The 16,869-nt window shown below is 72.4% G+C and carries 15 protein-coding genes and 1 pseudogene; 11 read left to right on the top strand and 5 right to left on the bottom strand.

Going from position 1 to position 16,869, the window contains the following annotated elements:
* Positions 1–22: 22 nt before the first annotated feature.
* Positions 23–844 (bottom strand): annotated as a pseudogene (locus P1P70_RS00310) (IclR family transcriptional regulator).
* A 49-nt stretch (positions 845–893) separates the two neighbouring features.
* Between P1P70_RS00310 and P1P70_RS00305 the strand changes: the two are divergent.
* The gene (locus P1P70_RS00305) at positions 894–2,606 is read left to right on the top strand and encodes an IlvD/Edd family dehydratase (RefSeq protein WP_319233506.1); all 1,713 of its coding nucleotides are present in this window, start codon (positions 894–896) and stop codon (positions 2,604–2,606) included.
* 154 nt (positions 2,607–2,760) lie between these two features.
* Here P1P70_RS00305 and tnpB read toward each other — a convergent pair whose 3' ends face one another.
* Together tnpB and P1P70_RS00295 are read right to left on the bottom strand one after the other, a co-directional pair.
* Complete coding sequence (gene tnpB / locus P1P70_RS00300; RefSeq protein ID WP_319233505.1) at positions 2,761–4,257, bottom strand: IS607 family element RNA-guided endonuclease TnpB; 1,497 nt, start codon at positions 4,255–4,257, stop codon at positions 2,761–2,763.
* Positions 4,254–4,838: an IS607 family transposase gene (locus tag P1P70_RS00295; RefSeq protein ID WP_319233504.1), complete on the bottom strand. Its 585-nt coding sequence runs from the start codon at positions 4,836–4,838 to the stop codon at positions 4,254–4,256. Before P1P70_RS00295 ends, tnpB begins: the two co-directional genes overlap by 4 nt.
* Before the next feature lie 159 nt (positions 4,839–4,997).
* Between P1P70_RS00295 and P1P70_RS00290 the strand changes: the two genes are divergently transcribed.
* Both P1P70_RS00290 and P1P70_RS00285 read left to right on the top strand, forming a co-directional pair.
* Positions 4,998–7,694 (top strand): LuxR C-terminal-related transcriptional regulator, encoded by a 2,697-nt coding sequence (locus tag P1P70_RS00290; RefSeq protein ID WP_319233502.1) that lies wholly within the window; start codon positions 4,998–5,000, stop codon positions 7,692–7,694.
* A 150-nt stretch (positions 7,695–7,844) separates the two neighbouring features.
* Entirely contained in the window at positions 7,845–8,633 is a 789-nt protein-coding gene (locus tag P1P70_RS00285; RefSeq protein ID WP_319233501.1) for an SGNH/GDSL hydrolase family protein, read from the top strand.
* A 93-nt stretch (positions 8,634–8,726) separates the two neighbouring features.
* On the opposite strand, the gene P1P70_RS00280 is transcribed toward P1P70_RS00285, so the two are convergent.
* Positions 8,727–9,317: a PadR family transcriptional regulator gene (locus P1P70_RS00280; protein ID WP_319233500.1), complete on the bottom strand. Its 591-nt coding sequence runs from the start codon at positions 9,315–9,317 to the stop codon at positions 8,727–8,729.
* Between the two features lie 143 nt (positions 9,318–9,460).
* On the opposite strand from P1P70_RS00280, the gene P1P70_RS00275 reads away from it, so the two are divergent.
* Both P1P70_RS00275 and P1P70_RS00270 read left to right on the top strand, forming a co-directional pair.
* On the top strand, positions 9,461–9,853 hold the full coding sequence (locus P1P70_RS00275; protein ID WP_319233499.1) for a nuclear transport factor 2 family protein: 393 nt from the start codon (positions 9,461–9,463) through the stop codon (positions 9,851–9,853).
* Positions 9,854–9,955: 102 nt separating this feature from the next.
* The gene (locus P1P70_RS00270) at positions 9,956–10,546 is read left to right on the top strand and encodes a hypothetical protein (RefSeq protein WP_319233497.1); all 591 of its coding nucleotides are present in this window, start codon (positions 9,956–9,958) and stop codon (positions 10,544–10,546) included.
* 18 nt (positions 10,547–10,564) lie between these two features.
* On the opposite strand, the gene P1P70_RS00265 is transcribed toward P1P70_RS00270, so the two are convergent.
* Complete coding sequence (locus P1P70_RS00265) at positions 10,565–10,996, bottom strand: glyoxalase/bleomycin resistance/dioxygenase family protein (protein ID WP_319233495.1); 432 nt, start codon at positions 10,994–10,996, stop codon at positions 10,565–10,567.
* Positions 10,997–11,151: 155 nt separating this feature from the next.
* On the opposite strand from P1P70_RS00265, the gene P1P70_RS00260 reads away from it, so the two are divergent.
* The 6 genes from P1P70_RS00260 (at position 11,152) to P1P70_RS00235 (ending at position 16,744) form a co-directional block, all read left to right on the top strand.
* Positions 11,152–11,739 (top strand): 3'-5' exonuclease, encoded by a 588-nt coding sequence (locus tag P1P70_RS00260; protein WP_319233493.1) that lies wholly within the window; start codon positions 11,152–11,154, stop codon positions 11,737–11,739.
* Between the two features lie 223 nt (positions 11,740–11,962).
* Positions 11,963–13,225 (top strand): DUF418 domain-containing protein, encoded by a 1,263-nt coding sequence (locus P1P70_RS00255; RefSeq protein WP_319233491.1) that lies wholly within the window; start codon positions 11,963–11,965, stop codon positions 13,223–13,225.
* A gap of 509 nt (positions 13,226–13,734) precedes the next feature.
* The gene (locus tag P1P70_RS00250; protein ID WP_319233489.1) at positions 13,735–14,796 is read left to right on the top strand and encodes an ABC transporter substrate-binding protein; all 1,062 of its coding nucleotides are present in this window, start codon (positions 13,735–13,737) and stop codon (positions 14,794–14,796) included.
* Positions 14,797–14,988: 192 nt separating this feature from the next.
* A complete protein-coding gene (locus P1P70_RS00245) occupies positions 14,989–15,114 on the top strand; it encodes a hypothetical protein (RefSeq protein WP_319233487.1) in 126 nt (41 codons plus the stop codon).
* Positions 15,115–15,152: 38 nt separating this feature from the next.
* Positions 15,153–15,848, top strand: coding sequence for a response regulator transcription factor (locus tag P1P70_RS00240; protein WP_319233485.1), 696 nt, complete (start codon positions 15,153–15,155; stop codon positions 15,846–15,848).
* A 125-nt stretch (positions 15,849–15,973) separates the two neighbouring features.
* Positions 15,974–16,744, top strand: coding sequence for a class I SAM-dependent methyltransferase (locus P1P70_RS00235; protein ID WP_319233483.1), 771 nt, complete (start codon positions 15,974–15,976; stop codon positions 16,742–16,744).
* Positions 16,745–16,869 lie beyond the last annotated feature (125 nt).

The raw sequence follows: 16,869 nt of genomic DNA, 5'->3' as shown, positions 1-16,869 counted from the left end.
AAGGGTCACGGCTCGTCGAGGGTCACGGCTCGCCGAGGGGCCCGAGGAGCGCGCGGATCTCGTCGAGCGCGCCGCACAGGGCCGCCAGGGGCGTCCGGTACGCCGGCGCGCTGACGCTCACGGCGCCGGACGGGACGGTCGGCGAGGTCAGGAACACCGGCAGGGCCACGCAGTTGACCCCGGTCTCGGTCTCCTGGTCGTCGACGCCGTGGCCCCGGGCGCGGGTGGCCGTCAGCTCCCGGTGCAGCGCGGCCGCCGTGCACGTCGACCGGGGCGTACGACGCTCCAGGGGCGAGCCGCCGATCCACGCGTCCACCTCCGCCAGGGTGCCCAACCGCCCGGCGAGCAGCAGCTTTCCGACGGCAGTCGTATGGGCTGGGTTGCGTCCGCCGACCGTCGACGTCAGCCGGACGGCACCGTCGGGCGGGTCGACCTTGGCCCGGTACACGACCTCCCGGCCGTCGAGCACCGCGTAGTGCGCGGTCTCGCCGAAACGGTGTGCCAGCGCTTGGAGCACCGGGCGGACGCGAAGGTGCTCCGGCCGCGCCTCGTGGTGCGCGAAGGCCATGCGCAGGAACTCGTCGCCGAGCCGGTAACGCCCCCGCGCGTCCTGGTCGGCGAGCCCGGCCCGGCGCAGCGCGCCCAGCGCCCGGTGCACCGTCGGCTTGGGACTGCCGACCACCCGGGTCAGCTCCTCTCCAGACCCACCCCACCCGGATACCTGGCCAGCTCCTTCAGAACCGCCAACACCCGGTCCGCCCCCCACCACCCGGCTGCCCCCGGCGCCCGACGAGCCGTCCTGCGCCGGGGCTGTCCCACTCCCGTACGCCTGCGTATGCTTCATCGCGTTCCAGACTGTAGACCGCCGTACCGATAGTCGGAAGAGGTTCCGCGTGACGCTCCGCAGTGCACAGTGGTACGGGGGACAGGACCGCAACGCCTACATCCACCGCGCGTGGATGCGGCGGGGCGTGCCGGGCGACGCCTTCACGGGACGGCCGCAGATCGCCATCGCCAACACCGCCTCGGACCTGACTCCCTGCAACGCGCACCTCGACGAGGTCGCGGCCTCGGTGCGCAACGGTGTCTACGAGGCGGGCGGCATCCCGCTGGACCTGCCCGTGGTGTCGCTCGGCGAGACGAACGTACGGCCCACCGCGATGCTGTGGCGGAACATGGCCGCGATGGCCACGGAGGAGATGCTGCGGGCCAACCCCGTCGACGGCGTGGTGCTCCTCGGCGGCTGCGACAAGACGATCCCCTCCCTGCTGATGGCCGCCGCCTCGGTGGATCTCCCGGCGGTCGTGGTGCCGGGCGGGCCGATGCTCAACGGCACCTTCCGCGGCGGTCTGCTGGGCTGCGGCACCGGGGTGTGGCAGCTGTCGGAGGAGGTCCGGGCGGGCACGCTCTCCCAGGAGCAGTTCACCCGCTCCGAGTCGGCGATGATCCGCAGCCGGGGGCACTGCAACACCATGGGCACCGCCTCCACGATGGCCCTGGTGGCCGAGGCGCTGGGCACGGTGATCCCCGGCGTGGCGGGCACCCCCGCCGCCGACAGCCGGCTGCTGGAGGCCGCGCACCACACCGGCCGGCTGGCCGTGGACATGGTGGGCGCCGACCGGCGTCCGGCCACCTTCCTGACCGAGGCGTCCTTCCACAACGCGATCGTCGCGCTGGCGGCGATCGGCGGCTCCACCAACGCGGTCGTCCACCTCCTGGCCGTCGCGGGCCGGTTGGGCATCGACCTGACGCTGGACGACTTCGACCGTGTCGGATCCCGGGTGCCGGTCCTGGTCGACCTCCAGCCCGCCGGGCGCTTCCTGATGGAGGACCTCCACCGTGCCGGAGGACTGCTCGCCGTCCTGCGGGAGGTCCGCGACCTGCTCGACCCCGACGCGCTGACCGTCACCGGCGAACCGCTGGTCGCCCACCTCGACGACGCCCCGATCTGGGACCGCGAGGTCATCCGCACCCGCACCGAACCGCTGGTCGCCGAGGGCGGCATCGCCGTCCTGCGCGGCAACCTCGCCCCCGACGGCGCGCTGATCAAACCGGCCGCGGCCTCCCCGCACCTGCTCCGGCACCGGGGCCGGGCCGTGGTCTTCGACTCCATCGAGGACTTCCACGCCCGTGTCGACGACCCGGACCTCGACGTCGACGCCGACTCCGTCCTGGTCCTGCGTGGCTGCGGCCCCAAGGGCTACCCGGGCATGCCCGAGGTCGCCAACATGCCCCTGCCGAAGAAGCTCCTCGAACAGGGCGTCCGTGACATGGTCCGCGTGTGTGACGGCCGGATGAGCGGCACGGCGTACGGCACGGTCGTCCTGCACGTGGCACCCGAGGCCGCGGCCGGCGGCCCCCTCGCCCTCGTCCGGACCGGCGACCTCATCACCCTGGACGTGGCGGCCCGCCGCATCGACGTCGACGTACCCGCCGACGAACTCGCCGCGCGCAAGCCCCACCAGGCCACACTCGACGGGTTCGCCGCCCCGCGCCGCGGCTGGGAACGCCTCTACGTCGACCACGTCCTCCAGGCCGACACCGGCGCCGACCTCGACTTCCTCCTCGGCTCCAGCGGCTCCGAGGTGAGCCGCGAGTCCCACTGACGGCGAAACCGGTCACCCGCCCCGACCCAGGGCCCGCGACAGGCCCCGGGGCCGCGATCCAGGTCACCCGCCGGGACCCCTGGTGCGCCGTTGCTTTGAGTTTCAGTGACTCTCAGCATTCCGGGCGTTTACGCCTGGAAGGTTCGTGACGGTGTCACCAGAGCGCGAGTTGCTCGCGTCTGGTGTCCTGTCGACGATCTCTCGCTTCTGTCCCCTGGCGGGGTGTTGCGCCAGCCGCCCGCGTGCCCGTCCCCTTGCGGGTTCGGGCGGTGCGGGTCTTGTGCTTGGCTCCACGAGGCTTCGGCACCACCGCCAGGGTGGGGCCCGGGTCTCCGGCCACTCCGGTACCCGTTTTGCGGTTGGCCGCCGCGAGGGCGGCCAGGTTACGGCCTGCGTTCGCGTCCCGGTCCAGGACGAGTCCGCAGGCGTCGCACTCGAAAACACGCACGCCGAGGGGCAGCTTGGCTTTCACCACACCGCAGCGGGAGCAGGTCTTCGAGGAGGGCATCCAGCGGTCGGCGACGATCAGACGTCCGCCGTGGCGCTGGGTCTTGTAGGTGAGCTGGCGCCGCAGTTCCCCGAACGCCGCGTCGCAGACACGGCGGGACAGACGCCGGTTGCGGACCATGCCTTTGACGTTGAGGTCCTCGATGACGACGGTGCCGTACTCGGCGGGGACACGCGCGGTGGCCTGGTGGAGATGGTTCTCCCGCAGGTTCGCCACCCGGTGGTGCACCCGGTTGCGGACCGCGTTGGCCTTCTCCCAGCGGCGGGACGGGGCCTGTCCGGTGCGCCGGTCCGGGCCGCGTCGGCGGGAAACGGTCCGGGAAGCCTTCCGCAGCTGTGTGAGGGCCTGGTCGTAGTGCTTGGGGTTCGCGACCTCGCGGACCTCGTCGGCCGAGTCCGCCATGACGAGGAGGGTCTTCACACCGAGGTCGATCCCGACCGCCGTGCCGGGCCGGACGGCAGGGGTGATGGTGTGGCGTTCCTCGGTCTGCAGGACCGCGAACCAGCGGCCCCGCCCGAACCGTACCGTCACCGACAGAATCCGCATCCCGCCTTCGGCGATCGCGTCCACGAGGGGCTGGACGTCCTCGTGGAGGCGGATCCGGCCGAGGCGGGGCAGGACGATATGCCGCCGGTCATCGAGGCGGATGGTGCCGGTGGTGAACTTGCACGCCAGGCGGGCCTTCCGCTTCGACTTGAAACGGGGCCTGCCCATCCGGGCGCCCTTGCGCTCGCCGCGCCGGGACCTGGCGTAGTTGTCGAACGCGGCGGCAGCGTTCGCGAGGCCGGTGTTGTAGGCCTCCTTCGAGTTCTCCGCCCACCACTCCCGCAGGAACGGGTCGGTGTGTTTGGCCTCGTTGAACGCCTTCCGTAACGACGGCAGCGACCACGACCGCCACGCGACGCGCTCTGCCTCGGGGACGCCGTAGGTCTCCTCCGCCGCGCGCTGCGACCAACTCGCCATTACATGCCGCACCGCCCAGTTGTAGGCGACCCGCGCCGCCCCGCAATGCGAGGCCAGAGCCCGCAGGGCGGACGCGTTGGGGTCGAGGGCGAGCCTGTGGCCCACGACGTGAAAACCGGGCCGCGCCTCGAACCCCCGGCGCTTCTTCTTCCCGTTCCCGGCAGGCTCCGCCCCGCTCACCCGGTCGTCCCCGCCGCCGGGGCAGTGGCCTCGGCGATAGCGCGGGCGGCACGGTTCTTCGCCGCCCGCTGCCCATACAGTCGGGCGCACATCGAGGTGAGGACTTCGGTGATGTCCCGGACCAGATCGCTGGTCGTCTCCTGCGGATCGAGCACCACCAGGCGCCGGCCGGAAGCCGACAACGCCGATTCCAGATGCTCGACACCGAAACGCGCCAGCCGGTCGCGATGCTCCACGACGATGACGGCAACGGCCGGGTCCGACAGGACACGGTGCAGCTTCCGCCGCTTCCCGTTCAGCCCGGACCCGACCTCGGTCACCACCTCGGCGACGGCGAGCCCCAGCCCGCCTGCTCCCTGGACGACACGGGAGACCTGCCGGTCGAGATCCGCCCGCTGGTCACCGGACGAGACACGACAGTACGCCACCGTCCGCCCAGCGACCTCGGGAGAGGACTCTTCGACCAGCCACATACCGGACGGCGTCTGCACGACAGGGACCGGCATACGACCCTCCTTCGCCCACGCCCACGCGGTCTGGTAATGCACGCCGTTGCGCGCCGCCCACTCGGAAAGCTTCACACGATCAAGATAAAGACTGATGAAAGCAGATAACTACTGATAAAAAATGCGACTGTTGTTCGCCCCTCGGCGACCGCGCGGCGCGCAGACGCGGGGGAACGCTGGGATGCTGAACGAGGAGCGCTGCCCGAGTTCCGACGACCGGTGGTGGTGAACGCCATGGTGAGGTCCGGGGAGAGGGGGCCGGGGTCGGCCGTTCCCTGCGCCGATCCGCACGGCGACCCGTTCCTGCCCACCCGGTTCGCCGTACCGGCCCGGCCCGCCACGTTCCTGCGGCGCGAACGTCTGGTCCACCACCTCGACCAGGCACTGGGCACGCCGCTGACCGTGGTCAACGGGGCCGCCGGCGCCGGCAAGACCCTGCTGGTCGCCGACTGGGCGGCGCGGCGGGACCGGCCGGTCGCCTGGCTCACCACCGAGGCCGGCGACCAGGGTCCCGGCATGTTCTGGGCGTACGTCCTCCAGGCACTCCGCGGAGCCGGTGTGCCCCTGCCGTCCGGCATCGGCTGCCCGGCCGACGCCGGCCGCGTGGACCCCACCCTGCTGACCCGGCTCGCCACCGGACTGGGCGCCCTGGAACGGCCCGTGATCGTCGTCCTCGACGAGTACGACCGGGTGACCGACCCGGAGATCGCGGACCAAGTGGAGTTCGTCCTGCACCACGCGACGCCCGGTCTTCGCCTGGTCCTCGTCACCCGCACCGAACCGCTGCTGCCGCTGCACCGCCACCGGACGGCCGGCGACATCACGGAGATCAGGAACGCCGAACTCGCCTTCACACCCGAGGAGGCGGCCGTCCTGCTGGACCTGCACGGCCTGCGGCTGCCGCTGCCCGTCGCGGAGGCGCTCGTGGAGCGCACCCGGGGGTGGGCGGCCGGGCTGCGCCTGAGCGCGCTGGCCGCGTGCGAGAGCCCGGACCCGGAGACGTATCTGAAACGGTTCGAGGCGGAACGCACGGCGGTCGCCGACTTCCTGCTCGCGGAGGTGCTCGAACGGCAGACCCCCCAGACACAGGACCTCCTCCTGCGGGTCAGCGTCCTGGACCGGTTCCGCCCCGAGCTGGCCGACGCGCTCACCGAACGCGCCGACGCCGGGGGCATCCTGGCCGGCCTGCACCGAGGGAACGCGTTCGTCGAGGACCTCGGGCACGCCTGGTACCGCCTGCACCCCCTCTTCGGGGAGATCCTCCGCGCCCATCTGCGGATGCGCTGCCCCGGCCTGGAACCCGTGCTCCACAGCCGGGCCGCCCAGTGGCTGCGCCGCTCGGGCATGCTCGCGGAAGCGCTGGGCCACGGCGCCGCCGCGGGCGACTGGGAGTTCACCGCCGGCGCCCTCGTCGACGACCTCGCCATCGGCCAGCTCTTCACCGGCCTGCGCTCCGACGACCTCGCGGACCTGTTCTCCCGCATGGACCCCGAGGCCACGAGCCCCGCCACGGACCTCGTACGGGCCGCCCGTGAGCTCTCCCGGTGCGAGCTCGACCGGGGCCTGAGCCATCTGCGGCACGCGGACCGGAGCCTGGCGGGGGAGGAGGACCGGGCGAGGGCCCAGGACGAAACGGGCCCGACGGCGGCCAGGCTGAGCTGTCTGCTGCTGGAGACGCTGGCCGCCCGGCTCACCGGCTCACCGGGCAGGGCGGAACAGGCCGCCAGAACCGCCGAGCGGCTGCGCGAACAGGTCCCCGCCCACCTCCTGGACAGGCACCCCGAACTCACCGCCCTGCTCCTCGCCCATCTGGGCTCCACACGACTGTGGGCCGGGCGTTTCGAGGAGGCGCGTGCCGCCCTGTCGCTGGTCGCCGAGGGCTCCGACGGCGTGTCGACCGCGCTCCCGCGCGAGGACTGCCTCGGCCGACTGGCCCTCATCGACTATCTGAACGGCTGGCTCGGCAGAGCCGAACGCAAGGCCATGGCGGCGCTGACCGTCTCCGAGCGCTACAGCCTGCCGCAGTCGTCCGGCTTCGGCGTCGCACGGCTGGTCCTCGCGGCCGTGGCCGTCGACCGGGGCGAACTCAGACTGGCCCGCGCCCACCTCGACGCGGCGGCCGACGGCCGGACCACGATGCGGGACCCGGTGACCGAGGCCGGCCGTGCCCTCGCAACGGCCCGCTTGCTGCTGGCCCGCGGTGACACCAGGGCCGCCCTGGCGGCGGCCGAACCGGCCGTGGCCGCCGACGTCGCCTCGCCCTGGGCGGAGGGACACAAGGCGCTGGTCGCCTCCGCCGCCCACCTGGCCCGGGGCCGGCCCGAGGCCGCCGCCGAACTGCTGCACGCCGTGCCCGGCCACCAGCCGGCGTGTGCGGTGGGCGAGGCACGCGCCCGCCTGGCCGCGGGCACGCCCCGCGCGGCGATCGAGCTGCTGGACGGGCTGGGCCCCGAGAGCCCCACCGGCCCGGCGCTGACCGTACGTGCCCTGCTGGTCCGTGCCGAGGCCGCGCACGCGATGGGCGACCCGGCCGCCGTGCGCAGGCTCGTGGCCCAGGCGCTCCACGAGGCCCGGCGCGAGCGGCTGCGCCGGCCTTTCGCCGAGGCCGGTGGCTGGCTCCGGCTCGTGCTCGACACCGCCCCGCTGCGGAGCCTCGCAGCGGGCTGGCTCACCCCCGAGCCCGGCGGATCTTCCTTGCGCACGGGGCCGTCCGGGCCCGGGGAACGGCCCCCGGTCGTGGAGGAGCTGAGCGGCCGCGAACGCGATGTGCTGCGGCGCCTGGACCGGATGATGTCCACCGAGGAGATCGCCGCCGACCTGTGCCTGTCGGTCAACACCGTCAAGACCCACCTCAAGAGCGTCTTCCGCAAGCTCGCGGTCAACCGTCGCAACGACGCCGTACGCCGTGCCCGCGAGCTGCGTCTGCTCTGACGCCTCCGTGACGCCTCTCCCCGACGTCTCCATGACGCGCGGGCGGGACGACTGCTATCTTCATAGTCAACAATGCACCTAGGTGCTTAGTTGGTTATGGGAGAGTCGGCCGTCGCTGCGCCGACGGTGTTGACGAGAGGCGGTCGGCCCGTGCCGAACGGTGCGTATCTGCGCTATGTCGCCCTGGGTGACAGCCAGACCGAGGGGCTCGGGGACGGTGACGACGAGCGGGGTCTGCGGGGCTGGGCGGACCGGCTCGCCGAGCGGCTCGACCGGCACCGGCCGGGCCTGCGCTACGCCAACCTCGCCGTGCGCGGCCGCAAGGCCGGTGAGGTGCGCGCCGAGCAGCTCGCCCCGGCCCTCGCGATGCGGCCGGATCTCGCCACCGTGGTCGCCGGGGTCAACGACGTGCTGCGCCCCCGCGTCGACCTCGACGAGGTGGCGGGTCATCTGGAGGCCATGTTCGCGGCCCTCACCGCCCAGGGCGCCACGGTCGTGACCCTCACCGCCCCCGACGTGGGGCGCATCACCCCGCTGGCCCGCCCGATCGGCCGCAGGGTGCTCGCGCTCAACGACCGCGTCCGGGAGGCCGCCGGCCGCCACGGCGTGGTGGTCGTGGAGACGGCCACACACCCCGTCGTGACCGATCCCCGGCTGTGGAGCGACGACCGGCTGCACGCGGGCCCGCTGGGGCACGAGCGCATCGCGGCCGCCGTGGCCCAGGCGCTCGCCCTGCCGGGCAGCGACGACGCCTGGACGCTTCCCCTGCCGGTCGAGGGGGCGGCGCCCGTCGGCTGGCGGGCCATAGGCGCCGAGGCGCGCTGGTTCGGTACCTTCCTCGGCCCCTGGCTGGGCCGCCGCCTGCGCGGCCGCTCCTCCGGCGACGGCCGCCGGCCCAAGAGACCCACCCTCCTGCCGGTGACCGCGCCCGCCCGCTAGGCGTACGACGACGGCCTCGCTGGGGGCGTCAGCGCGGCGCGGCCGGGGCGATCACGGGCTCGCCGGACGTCATCACGGTCTGGCCGGGCGCGATCACCGTCTGGCCGAGCGCGAGCGCGAGCGCGCCGCTGCCGCGCGCTGGTCGAGCCTGCGCAGGGCCGTGTCGCCCCACTGCAGGTTCTCCCGCTCCAGGGACATCCCGCGCAGCAGGGTGAGGTACGGGCCGACGCGTTCGGCCTCGGTGAAGTAGGCCTCCTCCGAGCGGCCGCCGAGGAGGCGTTGGCGCAGCTTCTCGTAGTGGGCGAGCTTGGCGGTGGCCCACTCCATGCGCTGGGTGATGGCGGCCCGCACCGCCTCGCTGTCGCCGACGTCCACGCACTGCACCTTGACCATCAGCTCGTCCCGGATCACCTCCGGCTTCCCGGGAGGCTCGGCCGTGTAGGCGTGCACGGCCTCGCGCCCGGCCCGGGTCAGCGAGAACAGCCGCTTGTTGGGGCGGCGCTCCTGTTCGACGACGCGGGCCGTGACCAGCCCTTCGGCCTCCATGCGCTCCAGCTCGCGGTAGAGCTGCTGGGGGGTCGACATCCAGAAGTTGGCCACCGTCGCGTCGAACGCCTTCGCGAGGTCGTACCCGGACGCCTCGCCCTCCAACAGTGCGGCCATCACCGCGTTCCGCAAAGCCATGGGCACACGCTAGCAGCGCTGTGATTAGTCAACGACGTGACTGACCCCAGCCCTTGCCCCTGTGGACAAGGAGGGAAGACCTCTCTAGTCTCCTCATCACTTACTCAACTCATTGAATATGACTCCGCATGAGAGGTGGGTTCATGCACGCCTTCCGTAAGGCCGTGGAGAGCGGGGACATGGAGGCTGTCGCCGCCCTGCTGGCCGACGACGTCGTCTTCACCAGCCCGGTCGCCTTCAAGCCGTACCCGGGCAAGGCGATCACCGCCGCGATCCTGCGCGGTGTGGCCCGGGTCTTCGAGGACTTCACGTACGTCCGCGAGATCGCCAACCCCGACGGGCGCGACCACGCCTTCGTCTTCACCGCGACCGTCTCCGGCAAGAAGCTCCAGGGCTGCGACTTCCTGCACTTCGACGACCAGGGGAAGATCGACGAGTTCACGGTCATGGTCCGCCCGCTCTCCGCCGCGCAGGCCCTGTCCGAGGCGATGGGCGCCCAGTTCGAGCAGATCGCCCGGGAGGCGGCGGAAGGCTGACCACGAGCCCCCACGCACGGACCCGTCCGTCCGCGAACCGGGCACCACGAGGACGCTGCGTCGACCGGCATCAATGTCAGTGCCCGTTCGTAGGATCTCGGCATGTCCGATGCCTTCACGGTCCTGTGGACCCACGACACATGCCGCGCCCTGCGCAGGGCGGGGCGCGAGGGCGAGCGCCCGCCCGTCGCGTTCAGCGGTGTCCATTCCTCGCTGCCCGCCTGGTCGGGCGCCGCGGCCGACGACGAGGTGTACGCGTTGCATGTGAACCGGGGCGAGGTGGTGCTGGTGAGCCGGATGCGTGTGGTCGACCGGGAGCGGCGTGGCTGCTGCGGCGCCGCTCCGGCGACCTGGCGTGACCCGGGGTTCCCCGGTCACCACGCGTGGTCGGCGCTGGGCGCGGGCGGCTGCGGTGCCGAGGCCGTACACGTGGACGCCACGCCGGTGCGCTTCGACCTGCCGATACCCGGCGACCTCCTGGGCCGCCTGACCTGGCGCAACCGCCGAGGGCAGACCCGGGGCCTGAAGTACGTGGTCGACGGACGACTGCAGCGGGCGGTCAGCCTCCAGGGGTTCTACCGCCTCACGCCCGAGTCGGCCGACGACCTCGCGGCGGTTCTCGGTGACACCGCCGTCCCACCCCGTCCGCCGGTCAGCGTGCCGTCGGCTCCTGCGGGGCCTCCGCCCGCGTGACCCGTGGCTCCGCTCTGCTCAGGTGGCGTGGATCTCGACGGTCCGGCCGTCCGGGTCGGTGAGCACATGGCGGCCCCGGGCGAGCGGGGGGTCGGCCCTGACGCCGGGTACCGCCAGGCCCAGCCGGAGCGCGTCCGTCCGCCGGTCCGGACGGGCCGGGTACAGCTCGAAGACCGTGCCGTCACCGAGGACGGCGGCATGGTGCTCCGGCCCCCGGCCGTGCCGCTCCGCCGTGAAGTCCAGGCCGAGGTCCTGGTAGAAGCGCAGGCATTCCGCGAGCCGGGGAGAGTACAGCACCAGCAAGGTCACGCGGGCCGCGGACGGGTCCGCTTCCTTGATCGCCGGATCCCCGGGACGCCCCGCCGGGGCCGTCGGCGCCTTCGCGTCCGGACGGCTTCCGCGCCTGCCCGCGTGCTCGTCCGGCCGGGCGGGGTCCGTACTCGTCATCATGTGTCCTTCCTGAAGCGGGCTCCTGGAGCCGGGTGTCCCATCCTGCCTCCCATCCTGCTTCCCTTTCCGCCTCACGGATGTTCCTCGCGGCGGGGGTGAGGTCGCGTGAGAAATCCAGGTGCCGGAGCCGGGCGCGCATCCCTAACCTCGTCTCCATGCGCCCCGACTCCGCCCTGCTGAACGTCATCGATGTGGAAGCCACCTGCTGGGACGGGCAACCACCGCCCGGGTCGGTGCACGAGATCATCGAGATCGGCCTGACCGTCGTGGACGTGTCGGCACGGCGCCGCGTGTCCCGGCAGCGTGTCCTGGTCCGCCCCGTCCGGTCGACGGTGAGCGCCTTCTGCACGGAACTGACCGGCCTGACGCAGGCCGAGGTGGACCACGGCGTCACCTTCGCCGAGGCATGCCGGATCCTGGTCGACGAGTACGAGGCCGGCGAGCGCCCCTGGGCCAGCTGGGGCGAGTACGACCGGCGGCAGTTCGCTCGGCAGAGCCAGGCCGACGGCGTGGCCTACCCGTTCGGCTACCCGACAGAACGCACCCACACCAATGCCAAGGCCGTGTTCGCCGCGGCGTACGGGCTGCGCAAGAAGCCCGGCATGAGCCACGCTCTGCGGATCGCCGGACTGCCCCTCGAAGGACGCCACCACCGCGGCGAGGACGACGCGTGGAGCATCGCCGCACTCGTCCTCGACCTGGTGGGCCGCGGCGCCTGGCCGGTCCCGGCCACAGCCGCCTAGAGACGTCCGGAGGGTGCCCAGGCCGCACCCCCTCCAGGAACACACACCGTACGAGTGCCGCTCCGGCTTCCCCGGCGGCGGCCCCGGCGGCGGCGCGGTCGGCGTACGGAAGCGACCGCGTTCGTCACGGAGCTTCTTGAGCGGGGCGGACCCCCCGAGTGGCGCGGGTGGGCCGGACATCCGCCGGATACTGCGGGCACGGGTTGCTCCACAGGCTGGACGCATGACCCAGAACGCGGACGACACGGTGGTCGTCACCCCGAGTGTCGCGTCGCCCGAAGCCCCGGCGAGCGCACCGAGCGCACCGAGCGCACCGAGCGCACCGAGCGCCGCGCAGGAGACCGTACGGTCCCAGGCGGGGCGCCTGATCGGCGTGGACCTGGCACGAGGGCTCGCGGTGTTCGGGATGTACGCGGCCCACGTCGGCCCCGACCCCTCCGAAGGCGGTACGACCGGCTTCCTCATGGAACTGGCGCACGGGCGGGCCTCCGCGCTCTTCGCCTTCCTGGCGGGCTTCTCGATCATCCTGATGACCGGCCGCCGTGCTCCGAAGACGGGCCGCGCGGGCCGCCAGGCGGTCGCCAAGGTCGTGATCCGGGCCCTGGTCCTGCTGGTCGTGGGCACCGCGCTGAGCATGAGCGGGACCCCGGTCGAGGTGATCCTCGCCTTCTACGGCCTGTACTTCCTGATCGTCCTCCCGCTCCACCGCCTCGGTGCCCGCGTGCTGGCGATCATCGCCGCCACCTGCGCCCTGGTGCTGCCCCAGGTCCTGTACCTGGTCCAGCGCGTGATCGAGGAGAGCGAATCCGGCGGTGTCTGGAGGCCCGCCGACGGCGACGGCATCCTCTCCCTGTTGTTCACCGGGAGCTACCCGGCCCTGACCTGGATCCCGTTCGTCATCGCCGGTATGGCCGTGGCCCGCCTCGACCTGGCCGCCACCGCCGTACGCGTCCACCTCGCGCTCACCGGCGTGGGCCTGGCCGTGCTGGGCCACGGCGTTTCTTTCCTGGCCCTGCGTGTGGTCCCCGGCGCGACGGAGTCTCTGGCCGAGGGCGGCTGGGGCGACAGCGGTTCCGTGGCGTCGGCCTGGTGGTCGGACACCTGGGGCTACCCGAGCGGTACCCCGGCCGGCCTGCTGGTGGCGTCGCCGCACAGCGAGACGACCCTGTCGATCCTGGGCAGCACCGGTGTCGCGATCACGGTCCTCATCGCCTGCGTCGCCGCGATCGACGGCTTCCCCCGCCTCCACCGCCCGGCCCGCCCGGTGATCGCGGTCGGCACGATGTCGCTGACCGCGTACGTCCTCCACATCGTCGGGATCCACCTGCTCGGCATCGAGGAACTGCCCGGTTCACCGCTGTATGTGCTCCTCGGCTTCATCGCCGCCGTGACCGTGTTCGCGACCCTCTGGTCCCGCTTCTTCCGGCGCGGCCCCCTGGAGTGGGCGCTCGGCAAGGCCACGAAGCCCGCCGAACTCGTCCGCTGACCGGCCGACCGGCACCGCTCCCTCGACCGTCCTGCTCTCTCCCTCACACGGACAGGAACTCCGCAATGCTCTTCAACCGTTCCTTTGGACTGAGCATGAGTGCACATGTCCAGCCGCACGCCCCGAACGGTCTTGAGCGCACTGGTCCCCGGCGTACTCGACCCCTGGGCAGCGACACGCATCGCGTGCGTGGTCCGAGCCAGGGAGGCCAGTTCCCTCACGATCTGGCCTGGTGGGTACGGACAAAGGGCGACGGAGAGGCCCCAACCTTCTCTCCGGAGGAGAGGGGGCTCCGCACGCTGGCTCCGTTCCCGGCGTCCCAGATCGCCCGAGCACGTTAACCCGATCGGCCCAGGACACCGCAAGCCAGCGAACTGACCATCACACGATCGAGCTAACTCGACCTCGTACGGACTCCCCGGCGAGCAGTTACCACCCCCCTCCCCGACACCGGCCGTGACCGCACCTCGCGGCCGACACACTGGTCGAGAGCCCTGATCGCCGCCGCCGTGGCGACGAGCGTGGCCGCGGCCGCCAGGACCGCGGCGGAGGAGAGCAGGTCGCTCGACCAGCTGTACGCGGCGGCCAAGGCCGAGGGCGGACGGCTCGTCGTGTACGCGGGAGGCGACTGGAAGGACCAGCAGGACGACACCGAGAAGGCCTTCGAGCAGCGTTTCCCCGGCGTCGAGGTCGAGATGGTGGTCGACTACAGCAAGTACCACGGCGCCCGTGTCGACAACCAGCTCGCGACACAGAGCCTCGTGCCCGACGTCGTGCAACTGCAGACACTGCAGGACTTCGAACGCTGGAAGCGGCAGGGAGTGCTGATGCCGTACAAGCCGGCCGGCTTCGGCAAGGTGCACGACCGGTTCAAGGACGCGGACGGAGCCTGGATCGCCACCGACGTCCTGGCCTTCGGCGCCGCGTACAACAAGGACCTCGTCGGCGCGGACGCGCCCGACAGCGTGCGCGACCTCGCCGACCCGAAGTGGAAGGGCCGCATCTCCTCCGCCTACCCGAACGACGACGACGCGACGCTCTACCTGTACAGCCGGTACGTGAAGAGGTTCGGCTGGAAGTGGCTGGAGGGCATGGCCCGCAACACCGAGTTCCTGCGCGGCTCCGACTCCGCCGGCACTCGGACGGCCGCCGGGGAGAAGGCCGTCGGCCTCGGCGGCTGGGTCACTCCGGACGCGGGGAACGACCCCGACGCCGAGACCGTCGGCATGATCCCCCGCACGGACGACCCGTTCGTGGCCTGGGGGCAGCGGGAGGCGATCATGCGGGACGCCCGGCATCCCGCCGCCGCGAAGCTGTTCCTCAACTGGCAGCTGTCCAAGGAGCGCCAGACCGGTGACGGCTGGTCGGTGCGCACCGACGTCGCTCCGCCGGCCGGGCTGAAGCGGGTCTGGCAGTACGGGAACGCCGGCATCGACGGCTTCCCGGCCTTCATGCGCGACCGGGCCGCGGCCGAGCGGATGCGTCAGCGGATGACGGTGTACATCGGCGAGGTCGAGGGAGCCCCGACGCCGGGTCACCTGGGCACCCACCCCGGCGCCACGAAGCCGTAGGCCGAGGGGGGCCACGCGCCGCCGCGCCGCGCTCCGCAGGCCCCCCTCCTCCACCGTTCGGCCGGGCTGAGGCGGCCCCCGGCCCCGGCTTCTGGCCATTCGGCCGAGGTGCCGCTGCCCTCCCGGACAGCAGATTGGACAGCCGAGCCCCGCGCGAGCGCACGGGCCGCACGGACGGCGAGGGAGTCGCAGATGAGAGAGGCACCGGCGCGCGGCGCGCGGACGAACCGGCACCTGGCGCGGGTCGCGACGCTGGCCGTGGCCGTGCTCGTCGGCACGCAGTGGCTCGCTTCGGCAGTGGGCATCGGGGCCCGCTGACCACGACGTACGGCGCGTACTCAAGAAAGCAGGGCGGTATGGCAGGCGGCACGGCAATTCGGGTGGTCGTCGTCGACGACCAGGACATGGTGCGCTCGGGGTTCGCCGCGCTGCTGTCCGCGCAGAGCGACATCGACGTCGTGGGAGAGGCACCCAACGGCCGGATCGGTGTCGAGGTCAGCCGCCGCACGCACCCCCACGTCGTGCTGATGGACATACGGATGCCCGAGATGGACGGTCTGGAGGCCACCCGGCAGCTGCTGAACCCGCCGCGCGGCGTGGTGCACCGGCCCAGGGTGCTCATGCTGACCACCTTCGACCTCGACGACTACGTCTACGAGACGCTGCACGCCGGCGCCAGCGGCTTCCTGCTCAAGGACGCGCCGGTCGCCGAACTCGTGCAGGCGGTACGGGTGATCGCCGCGGGTGACGCGCTCCTCGCACCGTCCGTCACCCGCCGCCTCATCGAGGACATGGCCCGGCGCCGCCCCGCCGAACCCCGGGCCGCCCGGCTCCGCCTGAACGGCCTCACACCCCGGGAGACGGAGGTCCTGTGCCTGGTGGCGGGCGGTCTCTCCAACACCGAGATCGCGGCGCGGCTCGTGGTGGCCGAGCAGACCGTCAAGACGCACATGACCCGCCTGCTCGCCAAGCTCGGCGCCCGCGACCGGGCCCAACTCGTCGTCCTCGCCTACGAGTCGGGGCTCGTCGTGCCCGGGGCCTCACCCGCCTGACCGGCCGTGTGTCATACCCGGGGGTGACATGAGGATGGGCACCCGGGTGTGATGCGCGGCCCCCTGCCCACGCTCCAGCATCACCGCGTCCCGACCACGGAAACGGTTTCGCAGGAGCGTGGAACATGCACCAGCCCATCGGCCACCCCACGAACGAAGGCCGGCCCGCCGACGGGCCCGCGGGAGGACCCCTCAATGGCCGGCCCATCGATCTGGACCACATCAGCCGCCTCTACCGCACCTTCGCCGAGGACCTCGACCGGGCCCGCGAACGCCAGCGCACCCTGCTCGCGCCGCCCACCTCGATGAAGGCCCAACTCGACGACATCGAGGCGGAGATCACGTACCTCCTGCTGCGCGAGGCCCGACCGGAGACGGTGGTGGAGATCGGCACCTTCCACGGCTGGTCCACCACCTGGATCCTGCGCGCCCTGCGCGACAACGGCACCGGGCACCTGTACTCGTACGACATCGTCGACCACGTCGTACGCGAGGTCCCCGACAGCCTCTCCACCGGCCGCTGGACCTTCACCCAGGGCGACGCCCGGGAGAACCTGGAGAAGATCCCCGCCTCCACCGCCGACTTCCTCTTCATCGACGCGGCGCACTCCGCGAGCTTCGCCCGCTGGTACCTCCGTGAGCTGTTCCCGCAGCTGCGGGCGGGCATACCGGTGTGCGTCCACGACGTGTTCCACGGCCGCCGCGCGCTGCCGTTCACGGAGGGGGCGGTGGTGCTGCGCTGGCTCGCGGAACGGGAGAACGTCCCCTTCACCGCGTCCCGGGCGCACGCTCCCGAGATCCACGACCGGCTGAACGACATCAAGAGGTCCCTCGCGCTCGGTCACCCCGTCCGGGAGAGCAACGACAACCCGATGATCTTCTTCACGCTGCGCTGAGGTCCGGCCGGCGCCCCCTACCGGGGTGCTACGCCGAGGTTGGCTCCCCGGTGTGACGCCCGCCGACCACCCCGCTTCCTACCTTCCGCCCACCACGGCAACGGAAGCACGACGGGGAAGCGGGG

This window comes from Streptomyces sp. MB09-02B (genome assembly GCF_033794485.1).
In the GTDB taxonomy this organism is placed as follows: domain Bacteria; phylum Actinomycetota; class Actinomycetes; order Streptomycetales; family Streptomycetaceae; genus Streptomyces.
This window is presented reverse-complemented; position numbering and strand designations above follow the sequence as displayed.